The organism is Superficieibacter sp. 1612_C1 (assembly GCF_015234305.1).
Taxonomy (GTDB): domain Bacteria; phylum Pseudomonadota; class Gammaproteobacteria; order Enterobacterales; family Enterobacteriaceae; genus Superficieibacter.
In genome coordinates this window covers 855,216-870,892 of the sequence record NZ_JADGMI010000002.1, presented here as the reverse complement: position 1 = coordinate 870,892, position 15,677 = coordinate 855,216, and the positions used below count along the sequence as shown (strand labels likewise).

Here is a 15,677-nt window from a genome sequence, read left to right as displayed (position 1 = left end):
AGGAGAGCAATGTGAAAATTCTTTCTAACCATCGAGCTACACCTGAACAACTGCCCATAGTAAGTCGAAATACGTCAGGTATTGTAGTTATTCGGGGTGCAGCAGGCAGCGGCAAAACTACAAGTGCTCTACTTCGACTTACAGCAATAGTCAATGCGTTAACGTATCGAAGAAATCTCAACAATGATACGACCCCGATCAAAACATTAGTACTGTCATTTAATAGAACTTTAGCCGGATATATTGAGGGTTTAATCAATGATAGTATTCAAGCTAAGGCGATACCTGTAGTAGTTGAAAATGACACATTTGCCAATTGGGCTCGAGTGCATTTAAACACCCCTTTAATAAGCGATGCCAATCGCGATTCTTATCTTCTTAATAGATGTTTATCTCTGGGACTGGATTTAAACTTTGTGCTCGATGAAATAGATTATTTTCGTGGTAGATTCCGTCATCATGAATTGGATAACTACTTAACAGTTGAAAGAACGGGTAGAGGATTGTCACCTCAAGTAACCAGACAAACTCGTCAGTTTTTAATAGATGTTGTTCGCTCTTATGTACAATACCTTCAAGATAATCAGTTAGATGATTGGCACTCACAATGTGAGAAAATGATAGCTAACGAATGTCTAGGCTATGACATAATTGTAGTCGATGAAACCCAAGATTTTTCGGCTAACCAAATTAGAGCAATACTAAACCACCTAAATGAAGATTATTATTTAACATTTGTCATTGATACAATTCAACGTTTATATCCTCGAGGTTTCACATGGGTAGAAACCGGATTAGATATGCGAAATGCGGCCTATTTTAGATTAGGGGAGAACCACAGAAATACTGTGGAAATTGCTGCATTTGCTGCGTCAATCACTCATGGATTAACAATTGATGATGATGGGAGCATCAGCGACTTTACAAAAGCTACAAGACATGGCCCTAAACCAGTTGTTTGCAAAGGGCGATATTCTCAGCAAGTTAAGTATGCGATTGATTATATTAAAAACAATGTTAACTTGCAAAATGAATCAGTAGCATTTCTTAAACCTAAAGGCGGAAAATGGTTTGATGAAATTGAAAAACAACTAACTCATCATAACCTTCCTTACGTTACAATTACGAGAAATAAGGTTTGGTCAAGAGGGCCTGAAAATATCGCACTATCAACAATGAACTCCGCGAAGGGGCTCGAGTTTGATCACGTGATAATTTTAGGTCTTAGTACTGCAAATATGCAGCATCAACAAGATGAAAATGATGATAAATTACAGCAATTGAGAAGATTACTTGCAATGGCTATCAGTCGAGCCAAAGATTCAGTTGTTATCGGATATAAAGAATCAGAAAAATCAGATTTGGTAGAGTATTTTACCCCTGGAACTTTCGACGAGATAGATTTATAAATGACTATTGAACAATACATTACAGATAATGGTATAACTGAGATTCTGCATTTTACTACTGAAAGAGGATTAACCGGCTGTGCAGGTACTGGCGTAGTTTTATCTCGTAAAGCATTAAATGTAGATCAATATTTAAGCTATATTGCGTCACCTGTATCAAGTGAGAGAAAAGAGGCCCAAGATACCTTTAATAAAGATGAAGATTGGTTAGATTATATAAACCTATCCATAAGTGAAATAAACACAAGTTATTTCAATGCAGCTAAGCGTTGGTTCAGAGGCGAAGATCGATGGTGGTGTATTATGGCTTTTGACCCTATTATACTGACTCACCCAAAGGTTTATTTTACAACTACGAATAATATATATACATCTGTAATAAGAACTCATGGTCCTGCAGGGCTTCAAGCTATGTTTGCAGATACGATTACAAGGTGGAGAGGAAATACGGTAAGAAGAAATGGTCGACCTCAAAGATTGACTACCTGCGAGCAAGCTGAAGTTCTGTACCCAAACCCACTTGATATGAAATTTCTTAGAAGCGTTTATGTACAGGACCAAGAGCAAGCAGCATCTATACACGGAACATTGAGGAGCTTTGGTTTTCATTCTGTAAATGTTATTATTTGTCCAGAAAAATTTTTAGGTGTGCCTAACACATTCTAAGAGGGAAAAATGAACTCACTCAGAAAACAAAAGGTCATAAATTCCGCACTGTGGGCCGCTGCTGGTGATGCTATTGGCTGGATTTCTGAACTTACAGATGAAAGTGGCTTAAAGCGTAGGATTAACGATACCTACCTTCTGAAACCTGTTAGCTGGAATCGAAAAATTGGTGGATACTCAGGAGTAACTGTGAGTCTCCCGGCAGGAACATATTCAGATGATACACAATTAAGATTAGCTGTATCAAGATCTATTAGAAGCAATGGAGAGTTTGACACTGAGTCATTTGCTAAAATAGAGCTTCCAGTTTGGTTATCTTATGCATTAGGTGCAGGCAGAGCAACTAAGTTAGCAGCTACCAATCTTATGCGGAAAGATACTAATTGGTTCTCTAACTTCTACAAAAGCAATGGCATTGAGTACACAAACTCAGGTGGAAATGGAACCGCCATGAGAATACAACCCCACGTATGGAGTTGTAAGAATTTATCTGATAGAAAATATGTTGCATCTGTAATTAAAGATTCATTAGTAACTCATGGGCACTTAATAGCAGTCTGCGGAGCTCTCTTGCATGCTGATACTCTACAGTATGCGTTAATAAATGGTAGACCAGCAGGCCCTACAGAAATCAATGGTTTTATTGATAACTTCACTTCTGTCCCAGATATTATTCAGGAAATCTATGAGTTGAATAACTTCTGGCTTCCTAATTGGGAGATTATGTCAGGTAACAAATTGCATGAAGAAATAGATAGAATTCGAGTAGAATCCAAAACATATCTTTCAAAATCTCTAAATGCAGCTAAAGAAAATAGTGATCTGTCGGATAAGTACAAATCAGCAATTAATGCCCTTGAATGTAACAAAGACTCAAGGAGAGGAGCAGCAACAAACACTGCAATTGCGAGTGCTTTGCTTTGTCATTTTTACAAAAACACAACTCCATACGAAGCAATTATCTCGTGTGTCAATTTATTAGGCACCGATACAGACTCAATTGCAAGTATGGCTGGGGCTATTTTGGGATGTTACAATGGAATTCCAGAGTGGAATATCCAAGATAGCAAATATATAATTAGTGAAGCAAGCAGATTAAATGACATTGCAGAAGGTATTGTCACCAAAAACTTTAATTACCCAAACATAAACAAATGGCAGACACCACAAACGCAAAGTGATACATTAGTTAAAGACAAAGATGGTATGTTTCATATTATCGGGTTAGGAAAAGTCACACCATTAAAACCAGAAGGCTGGAAAGCTAAAAGTCACGAGTGGAAATGGATGCAACTCGAATATGGTCAAACTGTATTATTGAAGAGTAAAATTGGTGATATTAAACTTGCTGACCCAACTCAACTTAGTGAGAATGACTTACCTCTCAAAAATGATATTGTGTCCGAACAACCACTTGCACCTAAAGAACCTTCACGACAAAATGATTTAAGAAATAATTCACAGCCAGTTTCTAATCAATATAATTTTGAACAAAATAGCTTCGATTATGCCTATGCAGACTCTAAAAACTTAGATCTCGATGACATAACAACAAAATTAATCAAAAATGGCTTTAGTGAACGGGAAATAGGTCATTACCTTATTCAATTTGCTGATAAAAATGGCCTTGATTCGTGCATTGCTTTCGCTGCGATCATAGGCAAGGCATTTATTTCAAGAAAGAAAAAACAGTAATATACTAAATGGCTCAGACTTAAGTCTCGAGCCATTTTTGTATAAAATACAGGTTAATGCTTATTAAAAATAATTTATGCGATAGTTCTCTTAAAGAAGAAAAAATCGCAATTCCAATCCAAACCTTTCACAATATTAAGACCCTTGGCAATTACAGTTAATTTCCAGTGGCAGTGATGTAGTTTCCAAAAAGCATACCATAAACAGATCTTCGATTTAGTTTTGTGGATTAATTCACTATAATTATTATTCACGACCGGGATGATCTTGCAAAAAAGGAAACTGCACAATTTATCGAAAAAATATTTTTTCTGCGGTTATTCTTCACGAACAGGTAAATTATAGAAAAACAGTTATTGAAAAAATCGAAGCCCATACAAATGTAGGGTTTGCCATTGTTTTGTACACTCCCTGTGACACTGGTAGCCTTGCTGGTGAGCATACACGGAAATCACGAGCAAGACAAAATGTTGTATTTGAGAATGGTTACTTAAAACTAGGATGTCATAACGCTTGTGCACTGGTTACGGGAGATATAGAAATTCCAAATGATATTAGCGGGGTGGCCTTAATCACATTCTAGATCAAGCCGTACATATAGTTTAGTGTTTCTTTTGTAGTACCAAATAAGGGTGATCCTAGGTTATCTCACAATTACTCACCATCCCATCATGCTCAATAGAACAACACACTCCGGGATTAACCAGAATGGTCTCATAAACTGCCCTACTCTCAATACCTTGGATCATATGCGACAACACACAACGACGAACACTCGCGGTGATCTTGCCCGGTTTAACCATCAAAGACTGACGGACAGCATTGCGTATGGCCCAACCACGACCAGGGCAATTAACATGCTCACCAAGATAACGCGCCACCAACGCGTTAAGTGCCCTTCTCACGGGCCGAACAAACTCAATCCACTCATCAGCCACACACACCGCCTCATTGTAACCATACAAATCACAAAGCTTACGAAACGCAGCGCTGTCCTTATGCTTACGAAACTCTCCGAGTGAATAAATCAGAGTATAGATAAGCAACTTAGCAGCCTTTTGATCAACGTTGAACCGACGCATAACCTTCTTCTTGGTGATCTTTGCCAGCCGCTTACATTTGATGCCGTATCGCTCCAGTTCATGTTTCAGAATAGTCAGTTGGCTGCTTTTGATATCGTAGTTATGGCCTTCAACTACCGACCATTTGATAGCGGCCTTTAGCGCCTGAAAGCCACCATTCTTCTCAAATGAACGCGTTCCCCGCTCTGCCAGTTTGTATTCAGGGAAGTATTCAACCACCAAAGGAACGCTTGAAACCATCCTGCAACCACGCTCAGCCAGATGCTGGAGGAAGTGAGACTTCAGAGCAGCCTCCCTTTCGTCTTCAGGAACGTAGGCCTGTAGCTTATCAAGGTTGATACGCAACGCCCCCATGTTGAGATACACTTGACACATATATTGCTGGGTTTCACGGGATACGTGACGCGTAGCATGGCGGGGCTTATTAAAGTGCGATAACGCTTTGTGGATCAGTTGTTCCTCCGTCATGATCTTTACGTCACGAACACGCTTATCCACAGACAGATAAATGTAACGATCATCGCGCTGCCTGTAGTCATCAGGCGAGACTTCAAACCAGCGTTTGAGGTATGCCTTGGACAAAGCAAAAGTACGGCTTTTCCCATTCCCATAAAAGTATTTTTTAATATTTATAATTCCTGCATCTTTCAGCAACTCTAACGCTCGCTCACAACACAGGTATTTATTCTGTTTAAAGACAAACGGTAATTCCTTTTTACTCAGCTCATTATATATTGGCGAGTATTGCGTCCATGGATTATCCTCCGGGGTGTCTTTAGCATAAAGGAAGTTATTACAAATCAGATGCTGCAAAAACCGTTGAATATCCAGATAGTATGACGGAGACTGGCGAGCATCTTTCCCAATGAAAGGTATGTTATGTACATCCTCAATGAACTTATTATAAGTATCGAGTGTAACCAGAATGCCACGTTTAATGATATAACCCACAGAATATTTCACAGAATACCTCGTAATTGAAAGTTGCATAACAAAAAAAACACAGTTGTTTTTACAACGCTGGAATTTACAACATTAATTACGAAGAACAGTGACAGGATATAATTACAGGCTTACTAAAGAATTCTAACTAAAAAAGGTCATTACAGAATCAATTATGAAGGCCATTTTTTCTCATACCACTCACACTCACATATTACCACGCTCCTCCCCGCTATATATCTCTGGTGCTCGTTATCACTATTAATATGGCAGTGACATATACATACTATATAGTGAGTAATATAGAGTTATACCTGATAACTACCTTGAGGAATGCATTAACCGATGTAATTGACAAAAATACAGAATCGAAAATACAAACATAGATTCTGTGTTATGGGGATAATCATCAATCCCTGCGGTTAATATCAGGGTACTAAAGCCGATGTTTGGAATAAAAACCATCGGCGGTTTTCCCCTACCAATGTACGAGATGCGAATCTGACACTAAACAGCAGCGGTAGTTAGCTGGTCTGTCACACCAAAATCCTACAATGATGGGCGGTTTAAAACCGTCATCTTTCAGGTTTCTGATTTAACATGTCCGTCATCTTCATGCTTTGAAGCAAACGGCATCCCTGCCCAACCACAATTACCCGTCTTTCAGTCGCAACTGAAGCCACTTCTGGCGATGCCTAAATTGCCAGTATTGTGGTTGCGCGAGAATCCCAAGTTTTTCCACCACATGCGGGAACATAGCCCATACAGCCTCTGAATCGAACAATTCTACACGGTAGCGCTCCATGAGTTTATCAACGCGCTTATCCGCAGCTTTTTTCGATGAGCTGACCTGCTTACCATTCAGGGTCGCTGACGGCTGGTAATCCGCTCTGGCAGCCGGGTAAGGGACATACTCACGTAGCAGGCGAGAAAAATCAGGTTCAAGCTCAGAATCTACCAGCGCGTTACGGTCATAAAATGCGAGTTTAGATACCAGATTCTCCATATTTAGCAGGTTGTTCAGCATGAGCTTTTTCTTGCCGGGTGATAAACGCAACTCCAGCCGCAGAAATCGCCGGAACTGTTGTTCATCAAGCAGAAGGACAGCTTGTTCATACCTTCTCTCAGTTGCCAGACCCGGAACATCGGCCTTTTCGTATATTGACGCGACGATAGTCGTAGACCCCAGCCGTAACCCTTCCTGCTCTACATGCAAATCATTAAAGTCGCCGCTCCTTGCACCAACTAGCCTTATTAAATAGTCGTGAAGCTTCATTCCCACCACATCCAGCGCGTAATGAATAGTTGTTATCCAGGCATTACGTAATCCCCAATATAGATACTTGCCGATGCGTCCGTTCCGCCCCAGCCACACGAACAAATCCGTTATCTGTTTCGCAGAATAGTGCTGGGGACTAAGTTCCATTCGCTGAAATCCACGCTGACGACTGGTTGGGGCAAAATGGATTGCCAGCAATATGGGGTGCTTGCGCGATTTAGCTTTCAGTCGGATTTCCACCACCCAACGATAGTGCCCGCCACATTCATACTTACCAGCCGGTCGAACTTTGATCAGGTAGCGCCCACCTGAAGCGAGGCTAAACAAACGCTGTCTGAGTATCTGATTCTCTTCCCAGACATGCATGTCCGTTACCCATGCTATTTTGTCTATACTGCCATGCGTAGACTGGCCTGCACCATTAACTCCAAGTGAGGTTTTGTCACGTAAGGATGTTACCCGTTTACGATTAAATTTTAGCGTCATATTCTGTTCCGATAGCTCATAGCAGTAACAGTGCCCCCTTTCATATGCAGGTATCATCACTGTTACTGGTTATATGGTTGGTGTGTCAGGGGTTGGATAAGGCTTACAGATCACTGCGTAGTGCTAATCCCGCGCGACTCAATCCAGCTTTGAATTTCATTTGATCCCCATCCCACAGCCCGCCCACTGTCGCCAGTCAGTTTCTTAGGGATTGGGAATGTCCCTTTCGCAATGAGTCGGTACATCGTGGCGGCGGAGATCCCGGTCAGGTGAAGAACTTCTTTTTTGCGGAGAATACGGTTGGTGTTCATGCTTGTGCTCCTTTGAGCTGGTTCAGGAGCTGCGCTATTTACAACCACCAAAAAACGCAAGGATTCACTCAACGATGCCTTCGTTGAGCACGTTCAGGGCATCGTTCATGTTTATGCCATCCGAGATCACCTTTTTCTGGCTTCAAAACGATCACATCAAGGGCTATTGGTCCCTGAGGCTCAATGATGCTATTTTGAACAACACTCTCATGGAGGTGACCTGTGATTGGTAACCAAAGCAACAAGGCTGACGCTAAATGCCACCGGGAACGGAAAAGCAGTAACGAGGTCTTTGAATTTCTGGAGAAGAAGCTCTATCTGGGGCGGGATACACGGCAAAAGCTGGCGTTGATTGCTAGAAAACTGACGGGATCGGGTTTTAGTCCAGATAAATTCGATGCAGAGAAAGCGGCAGATGTGCTTAGTGCCTGCGTGAATCACATGTTTAATGACCTGCTCAATGGGGGAGAGCTAAACGGAATTTATGGGCTGGAGGACCTACCCGTGATAGTCCCGGACAGATCCCCTAAGGCACTGGAAATCTACACTGTTTACCAGCTCGTTAAAGGTCGCTTTGACAAGCTTCACACGGGGGAGTCAGATCGTGAGAAATGCGCATCAGTGGCAGCAAAACTTAATGAATGCGGGCCGGGGAAACCGTCATTTAAACATTTCTCTGACAGTGAACAATGGACGCGTGAAGATGTTGCGTGGGTACTTCAGCCTGAAAATATCAATGCACTGATTAACGTCCAGAATCAAAAGTACGCGCGGTTGAGTGCTGAAGATAAAACTGAAGCCGTTAATGGAGACAGCTCAACAGCTAAAAACACCTGATGCGTTTACTGGCGCTGATTTTCATGCTCTCACCACGACAGTCATAGCGGGTTGTCGTGGATATGTCGCTGTGGCCTGCCAACTGGCGGACGGTGTTGATATCCACGCCCTGCTCCAGCAAACGGGTGATGAAGGTCCGCCGCATGTCATGCGGGGTAAACCGCGCTATGCCTGACGTTTGCTGTAACTCAGCTAGGATACCCGTTAACCCGGTTGTTGTCAGAGGCTGGCTGGCGACCTTACCGTTGCGCTGGATACGGTTGAACAGTGCGCTGTCAGCTTCATCTGCGCCAACTTTCAGCCATGCGCGGATGGCCTTGGCCACCGCATCCGCCACGTGAATTTCACGGTATTTACGCCCTTTCCCTTGCCTGACCGTCAGGATGCCGTTGTCATAGTCCCGGTGCTCAAGTTTGACCAGTTCACCGGCCCGCAGGCCTGTTCCACAAAGTGTCAGCACTATGGCGGTATCACGACAGCGCCGTACCAATTGCGGATGCTGTTTAGCGGCCTGGATCAGTGCCCGGATTTCCGACTTTTCTAACGCCCTTCCCTTACGCTGTATATCACCGCTCACGCGCTTTACTGACCGGATACGTGCCAACGTTTCGGCATCCATGCAGTTGAGGTTAAAGGCCGTCTGCGCCACGCCCCGGAGTGCTGACAGCGCCATGTTGACCGACGACACGGCGTAACCATCATCCAGCAGTGCCGCACGTACTTTGGCAACAGCGGCGTAGTTAAGTTGTTCCCACGGATAGTTATCTGCGCCCGAACCGCGTTTAAGTATGCTGGCACTGCGGTTTAACAGGCTGATGATGCCCCGCCGTCCCGAGGGGGCCAGACCGCCAATATACGCATCGAACACGGTGGTTTGCACCACCGGCACGACCTGACGTAACGACGTCCTGCTCATGGGCGTAACCCGCAATAACGTACATTAAACCAGGTAACTTTCAGCATCACACCAGTCCCCGTTCTGCCATCGACACCGTTTCAGTTCCTGCCACAATAAAGTGATCAAGTAACCGCACATCCGGCATTTTCAGCAGTTCCTGAAGCTTTTTAGTCAACTTGATATCGCAACGGCTGGGTTCAGGCTCGCCGCTGGGGTGGTTGTGTACAAGGATGGCTGCGGCGGCGTTATGTTTCAGCACACGCTTGATAACTTCACGGGGGTGAACGCTGACCGAGTTTAGCGTACCCCTGAACAGGATTTCGCGGTGCAGCAGCTGATTCTGATTATCGAGCAGGATGATGCCAAACTCTTCATGTTCAAGCAGTGCCAGCTCAACCATCACGCACCGTCGAACATCATCAGGGGAGCAGGGTTGAACCCCACGCTGATAGTACCGGCTGATGATGTCACGCGCCTGATCGAGGATACGGGTTTCACGCTGGGTAAACATGGTCATATCAGAACTCCCGTTCAATGAAGTAAATGGCTCCGGGAAACAGCTGGCGGCGGGTTACACCAGTACGCAGGGAGAAGGCTTTACGGGGCATGGCGGTTCGCCCGTTGCTGTCGAAGAAACAGAGCGTTTCCTCATCTATTTTGACCAGAAGGGACCAGTGAAACTGGTCGCTGAGCATAATCAAGCGGGAGGAGTCAGTGACGTCCAGAAACCGCTGCATTTCCCTGAAAAGCCGCCCGTCTGAGAATCCCCGTTTCCCGGCAAAGGGTCTTGTGATTTGAACCGGGAACTGGCGGCTGTAATGTCCTTTCTGCAGCACCTGAGCTATCAGCCAGTCTAAACGGTCTTCTTCAATTCCTTCAGTCAGCCATTCATGCAAAGGCCAGCGCTGCTGATAAGTCTGAATAAGCCGGTTCATTAACGGGCGTCGTTTCACCCTGCCGTCAAACAGCCAGCTCAGCATGTTAACCACGCAATAAGCACCGCAAAGACAGTCCAGTTCGCCCTGTTGAGACGCACGTATCCCTCTGTCAGTCGTCACAGATAATTCCTCATAAATTAGTGATGGTTAGTACAGGGGGATTAGCTTTCCCAGAGAACGGTAATGGTGTAGATGTTCATGGCGTGATACTGAATAAAGTTGGATTGCCAGAGTTCAAATAACTCCCTTCCGGCGTTAACAGGCAGGTCACCAACATGAGCCAGAAAGACATATTGCTGACTCCAGCTAAAATCAATTTCCTTTTCCAGTTCGGGGTAAACCACACCCATATAACTGAAGTCGGTGATGTAATCGAAATACCATTCATCATTGCGTGAAATAATCCGTATTTCGACAGGATGGTAACCGCCCTTTTCAGCGCTGTAGCTCAGGTCTTTAAATAATAGACTGACGGCTGTAATTTTGGTTTTATGCGGCGGTGGATTTCCCACTTCATTTATTATGATATTTATTAATTTCTGATCGACGGGCATAGCTAGTCCTTCCTGATGGATAACACTCATCGTTTTTATTCCGGCAAATATGCATTTGAATTGATGGTACAAACCAATAATTGGCCATTGCCCATACTGACTATTTAGACGATAGGCGTCCTCCCATCAGGATGGAATAATAAAATGAAATGCTAAGTTGGCAATTAGTTTGTATCAGCTACTGGACAATATGACACTATCCAGCAATGTTATTTTACCAGCGCTATGCTTTTAATGCAAATAGTTTCACTCAGGAACTAATTTGGTTGTTATTTTATAAACTCATCTAAAAACATAATTAAGCTTTTCCTCTTAGTGTTATCTAGCTTATTCCAGACTTGTTCGAGACGTTGTTTTAATTCAACGTCAAGCCCAGTGGCGTAGTTAATCGGGATATCAGAAACATTTAAATCCTCCATACAATCAATAAAGAACCAACTGATTGGAGTTTTTAAAGCAACAGCAATTTTGACTAAATGAGCAATATTGATCTTATTCGTTCCGCGTTCATAGCGGGAAAGTTGTTGTTGAGAGATATCGATAGTCTCTGCAAGATCGGCAGCGGTTAGCCCTGCTTCTTTACGTCTGGTCTGAATACGCTGTCCTACCAGCTTATCAGCTGAATCTGCCAACAGTTTAACCATCATTTTATCTCCAGAACGTCCATAACAGGAATTCTGGGGCTTTTTTACTCTTGCATGAACATCACTAATGGACATAAAATTGATGTTTACGTCATTTATGGACAAAAACAACTACAACCGATCAACCAGACTGGATTGAAAGCCCCATCTGTTGAGCAACAGAGCAAAGGTGGACAAAAAGGAGAACATTGTGGCAACCACCATTACTGAGATAACGGATTGCTTTGAGTACTTTTTCAGCTCTCTTTACCGGCGAGAATTTGTCAAAACACTGCGTCTGAACGAATGTAGCGAGCGGGAATTACTGCCTCTGGTACGTTGCTATTTGCTGGGTTGGTTTGCAGATAACGTATCACCGGAAGTAAAAAGCAAACTGCCAGGAACTGTATCCGGGCACGGTTACATCGATTTTGTCATTGATGATGTAGCCGTTGAGTTTGCAGTACGTAAACCAACTGCGGCATGTTCCAATGTCTCCGCGACCGTCAACAGTACAGAAGTAAAGAAATTGATGAAGCACGATGGCAAAGCCTTGCTTGTGCTGTTTGACTTCTTTGACACGCCCTACTCAGAAGAACAGATCGAATCTTTCCGCAACTGGCCCTCTCTTGGTCGAGGGAATCATCGCAAGTCCGCATTCAATGTCGTTTATTTCTTTGTGGAAAAACGCAGACCGCTGGCACTGGGGAAAATCACCAAAAACATCCGTATCACTTAACAGGGAATTAATTAATGAACAGAAAACTGTTGGCCTTATTGATGGCAGCCATAACGCTACCTGTCGCAGCAGAGCAGTACATAAAACCCGGAGCGGTTCTAACCCTGCATCCGGGGCAGGATAACGCTGAATTCAACATTAATGCCTCAACGGGGGATGGTTCGGGTGTATGCAATATGGAGGGGACAGCACAGCAAATAGCTGCCGGAGAACGCCAGAAGCGTCGCTGGGTCTGGAATGACAATACCAGCCAGTGTGTTGCAGTAATTAGTGAACTGAAAAACGGTAAAGCCAGCGTGATGACTCGTGCTTGCGAAGGATACTGCGGGGCTTCTGCGGCACGCGCAATGGATGGTCTATTTAATAAGAAGTAAAAACTGCCTTAATTAACGAAGGAATCTTAGATGAAAAGAACAATGCTTCTGGTATTAATAGCTGCTGGTTTGCTGGCTGGCTGCGGCGAGAAAACACCAAAATGCAATAGTGATGATGCAAAAAACCTGGTCGTGGATATTGCCAGAAAGACAATCGAAAAAAGCATGACACTGGATAAGGATGTGAGGATTTCTGTTGAAAATGTCAGAACAATAAGCCATGAATCAGGCCTTGACGTTTATCAGTGTGCGGCTGACTTAACATTCACAAAACCAGACCTGCAAAACTCTCTACCAATCACATACCGGATTCAGAAAACTGATGAAGGTAAAGGTCAGTTCTATATAAATATTTTCGGGTTATAACCAGAGGACTCAGAAATTCAGCAAGTGAAACGCTTATTTGATATAAGCTCGTATCTAGGTGCGTGCCAGCAACAGTAACGCGCACCTAACCTTAGAAAAAAAGTATGTCAAAAAACTACATCGTGGATATTCTTTTTACAACATCATTTTTCTGTTTATCAATAACACTTATCTCTCGAGCTATCTCATTACGCACTTTCATTAAAATTTGAACACAATCCGCAGAGACCTTTTGAAAGGCATTTGTTTTCCCATGCTTATATAGAATATATTCATCAGGATATTTGACCGCCACCTCATCCTCAGCATTACTTATCAACAATCTAATATTAGAAAAAGCATTCGCAACATCTTTATTTTCTATATGTAATATTTTGCTTGTTTGTATACTGATCCTTGTTTCCTGATAAGCTTTAAGCATTAACTCAGGTTCTTCTATGGCATAATGCCCGCAGAAAGCTTTACGATCCAACAAAGATCTCACATTTACAATGTTATCAAGTAAAGCCTGATATCTCTCACGAGTCTCACTAAAGATACTTGGTAATGCCTTCACTATTAGTTCTGAAGCTTTAGCGATCTTGAAATCATCCTCAACCAGTAACCTCTTAAGATCTTTAAAGCTTATTATGTTCTTGTCAGAAAACTCAACGCCAGGGCAACTCTCAGTAATTGAATAACTACTTTGCCTCCCTGCACTCATGAATATATATAAAACATCAATATCCCTATTTACATTATTCTCCCTAATGACTCTTAATGTTTTATTCACTTTAGCGGAAGTTTTAACCGAAGTAATTTGAAGACCAACCTTAGCATTCACGTCCACAGCATCTATACCGGGATAATTTGACTTTAAAATATTAGTAGACACTAAGTTGTACCCCTTCTGCAAACTGAAAAGCGAGCTTATTAACTCTTCAGAAACAACAGCCAAGTTATTATAATTAGCAGTCGAGAAGGTCTTGATTGAGGTCTCTAGATATGCAAGCCCAAATCCAATTTGATCAATCTTCTTTTGCTTATCGAACATTTTATTACTCTCCATTCTAATTAAAGTCGAATGCACGCATAACCGTTATTCATCAATCACTAAAGCGGTTTGTCTGGTAACCTATTGCCGAAGCACTTTTCCACCGTTCTCAGCATCACATCCTTCACGGTCGAACTTTCCTAGCTAATAGAACTCGCGGCTCAGTCTATAGCCTCCTAGTTACAACAGTCCAGCGCGAACATTACCCGCACCGCAGCCTAACTCGAAGCCATCTGAGCATCGTCGCATACCGTTTTCTGCTACCGTCTGGTCTCTCAGGTGACACATCAGTCAAATATATCGAAACTGTGATTAAATCCGGTGATTGTCTGTAGTGGATTAATTAAAAAATCGTCATCCCTAACAATAGACATTAACATTGAAAGCAAACAAGAGTTGCTAGGCATATGGGTGGCAGAAAACAAATGCGCTATATCCTGGCTAAGTGTATTGACAGTGCTTACAAATCGGGGGGCGGGGCATTGAGTATCTACCGATTTCTCTGCATGAATGCTGTGAAAGCGTTTCAGGATGCGGTCAACAACATCTACCCACAGACGCAAATCCCGCTGTGTATGATTCATGTGGTCCACGATAGCATGAAATACGGATAGACATTATCCTCCTAGTATGCTATTAAGAAGATAACAGCTTGTTTTTATATCAATTAAGCAACCCTTTCGTTGTTCATGGAAAGCAAACAAATCGGCTATTAAAGATTGTTCCATGAGACAAAAAGGCATGAAAAGGACTTCAGCTAACGAGTGAAAATGGCATGAATCATTCAGATAAAGTAGCAGCGGACAAAACATCACTTGGGTTTGAATTCCAAGATCTTGTATATATCGAAAAACTTATCGAACTCAGACTAGGACAAACATTAGGTCTTGAACTCTACGATGATATTCACGTAGAAACTATCGCAGAAGATTCCTCCATCAAAGATCTTATACTTATTCAGGTTAAACATTCTGTCAACCCTGGCAATATCACAGAACGAGATATTGATCTTTGGAAGACCCTATATAACTGGCTCAAGCTCGTTCCGGATCTTCCGTCTTGTCGAACACTTACATTCCAACTTTACACAAACAAAAATATCAATAATCAACCGTTTGTAAACTTGCTAAAATCTCCGCGCCAGAATACTCAAGCAATCCTCGATTATATTAGAAAAATTTAAAAAGAAATTTCGTTGACAGAGTCACAAAAAAAAACCGGTGACACCAAAATCCGTTAGCGAAATATGTAGAATCAGTATCCCAGACAGATGATACAGAGCTCATTTTTGTCTTGGAACGATTCGAGTTTCACTCTGATAACTCCTCCGTCATAACAAGAATATCGTCAGCACTTCGGCAGCTTTCGATCCCTGAATCAGGTTTGGAAGATACAAGAAAGCACGTGATCGGTGCATTTAAAGAGTCAAATTCTCAAGAATCATA

General features: G+C 42.6%; 18 protein-coding genes and 1 pseudogene. 9 read left to right on the top strand and 10 right to left on the bottom strand.

The genetic code is table 11. The features are described 5' to 3' along the window. Positions 1-11: 11 nt before the first annotated feature. From INT84_RS10395 to INT84_RS10380, 4 genes are all read left to right on the top strand, one after another. Complete coding sequence (locus INT84_RS10395) at positions 12-1,409, top strand: 3'-5' exonuclease (protein WP_194206722.1); 1,398 nt, start codon at positions 12-14, stop codon at positions 1,407-1,409. Then, positions 1,410-2,075, top strand: a complete 666-nt coding sequence (locus INT84_RS10390; protein WP_080070219.1) for a DarT ssDNA thymidine ADP-ribosyltransferase family protein — start codon at positions 1,410-1,412, stop codon at positions 2,073-2,075. A 9-nt stretch (positions 2,076-2,084) separates the two neighbouring features. Further along, complete coding sequence (locus tag INT84_RS10385) at positions 2,085-3,770, top strand: ADP-ribosylglycohydrolase family protein (protein ID WP_194206721.1); 1,686 nt, start codon at positions 2,085-2,087, stop codon at positions 3,768-3,770. 289 nt (positions 3,771-4,059) lie between these two features. Beyond that, positions 4,060-4,353, top strand: a complete 294-nt coding sequence (locus tag INT84_RS10380) for a TIR domain-containing protein (protein WP_370529661.1) — start codon at positions 4,060-4,062, stop codon at positions 4,351-4,353. A gap of 55 nt (positions 4,354-4,408) precedes the next feature. Here INT84_RS10380 and INT84_RS10375 read toward each other — a convergent pair whose 3' ends face one another. From INT84_RS10375 to INT84_RS10365, 3 genes are all read right to left on the bottom strand, one after another. Further along, the gene (locus tag INT84_RS10375; protein WP_194206720.1) at positions 4,409-5,815 is read right to left on the bottom strand and encodes a hypothetical protein; all 1,407 of its coding nucleotides are present in this window, start codon (positions 5,813-5,815) and stop codon (positions 4,409-4,411) included. Positions 5,816-6,446: 631 nt separating this feature from the next. After that, positions 6,447-7,559 carry a hypothetical protein gene (locus INT84_RS10370; RefSeq protein ID WP_194206719.1) on the bottom strand — a complete coding sequence of 371 codons (1,113 nt, stop codon included), beginning with the start codon at positions 7,557-7,559 and terminating at the stop codon, positions 6,447-6,449. Positions 7,560-7,669: 110 nt separating this feature from the next. Further along, a complete protein-coding gene (locus tag INT84_RS10365) occupies positions 7,670-7,870 on the bottom strand; it encodes an AlpA family transcriptional regulator (RefSeq protein WP_070802566.1) in 201 nt (66 codons plus the stop codon). Between the two features lie 222 nt (positions 7,871-8,092). On the opposite strand from INT84_RS10365, the gene INT84_RS10360 reads away from it, so the two are divergent. Then, positions 8,093-8,707 carry a hypothetical protein gene (locus INT84_RS10360; RefSeq protein ID WP_194206718.1) on the top strand — a complete coding sequence of 205 codons (615 nt, stop codon included), beginning with the start codon at positions 8,093-8,095 and terminating at the stop codon, positions 8,705-8,707. On the opposite strand, the gene INT84_RS10355 is transcribed toward INT84_RS10360, so the two are convergent. From INT84_RS10355 to INT84_RS10335, 5 genes are all read right to left on the bottom strand, one after another. Then, on the bottom strand, positions 8,694-9,623 hold the full coding sequence (locus INT84_RS10355; RefSeq protein WP_194206717.1) for a site-specific integrase: 930 nt from the start codon (positions 9,621-9,623) through the stop codon (positions 8,694-8,696). The two genes, INT84_RS10360 and INT84_RS10355, sit on opposite strands and share 14 nt — an antisense overlap. Before the next feature lie 46 nt (positions 9,624-9,669). Further along, positions 9,670-10,122, bottom strand: a complete 453-nt coding sequence (radC, locus tag INT84_RS10350; protein WP_194206716.1) for a DNA repair protein RadC — start codon at positions 10,120-10,122, stop codon at positions 9,670-9,672. A 1-nt stretch (position 10,123) separates the two neighbouring features. Continuing rightward, positions 10,124-10,585 carry a hypothetical protein gene (locus tag INT84_RS10345; protein WP_194206852.1) on the bottom strand — a complete coding sequence of 154 codons (462 nt, stop codon included), beginning with the start codon at positions 10,583-10,585 and terminating at the stop codon, positions 10,124-10,126. 119 nt (positions 10,586-10,704) lie between these two features. Beyond that, positions 10,705-11,097 (bottom strand): DUF2787 family protein, encoded by a 393-nt coding sequence (locus INT84_RS10340; protein ID WP_194206851.1) that lies wholly within the window; start codon positions 11,095-11,097, stop codon positions 10,705-10,707. A 269-nt stretch (positions 11,098-11,366) separates the two neighbouring features. Then, positions 11,367-11,741: a helix-turn-helix domain-containing protein gene (locus tag INT84_RS10335; RefSeq protein WP_194206850.1), complete on the bottom strand. Its 375-nt coding sequence runs from the start codon at positions 11,739-11,741 to the stop codon at positions 11,367-11,369. A gap of 190 nt (positions 11,742-11,931) precedes the next feature. Between INT84_RS10335 and INT84_RS10330 the strand changes: the two genes are divergently transcribed. From INT84_RS10330 to INT84_RS10320, 3 genes are read left to right on the top strand one after another with little or no spacing between them, the layout of a single operon-like run. Then, positions 11,932-12,459 (top strand): hypothetical protein, encoded by a 528-nt coding sequence (locus INT84_RS10330; RefSeq protein WP_194206715.1) that lies wholly within the window; start codon positions 11,932-11,934, stop codon positions 12,457-12,459. Between the two features lie 14 nt (positions 12,460-12,473). Continuing rightward, positions 12,474-12,833, top strand: coding sequence for an acyl-CoA dehydrogenase (locus INT84_RS10325; RefSeq protein ID WP_194206714.1), 360 nt, complete (start codon positions 12,474-12,476; stop codon positions 12,831-12,833). A 30-nt stretch (positions 12,834-12,863) separates the two neighbouring features. Further along, on the top strand, positions 12,864-13,199 hold the full coding sequence (locus INT84_RS10320) for a hypothetical protein (RefSeq protein ID WP_194206713.1): 336 nt from the start codon (positions 12,864-12,866) through the stop codon (positions 13,197-13,199). Positions 13,200-13,314: 115 nt separating this feature from the next. On the opposite strand, the gene INT84_RS10315 is transcribed toward INT84_RS10320, so the two are convergent. Together INT84_RS10315 and INT84_RS24170 are read right to left on the bottom strand one after the other, a co-directional pair. After that, positions 13,315-14,232, bottom strand: coding sequence for an SMEK domain-containing protein (locus INT84_RS10315; protein ID WP_194206712.1), 918 nt, complete (start codon positions 14,230-14,232; stop codon positions 13,315-13,317). A 71-nt stretch (positions 14,233-14,303) separates the two neighbouring features. Then, a pseudogene (locus tag INT84_RS24170) lies at positions 14,304-14,496 on the bottom strand (IS3 family transposase); the annotation flags it as partial. A 511-nt stretch (positions 14,497-15,007) separates the two neighbouring features. On the opposite strand from INT84_RS24170, the gene INT84_RS10310 reads away from it, so the two are divergent. Next, on the top strand, positions 15,008-15,415 hold the full coding sequence (locus INT84_RS10310) for a hypothetical protein (RefSeq protein WP_194206711.1): 408 nt from the start codon (positions 15,008-15,010) through the stop codon (positions 15,413-15,415). Positions 15,416-15,677 lie beyond the last annotated feature (262 nt).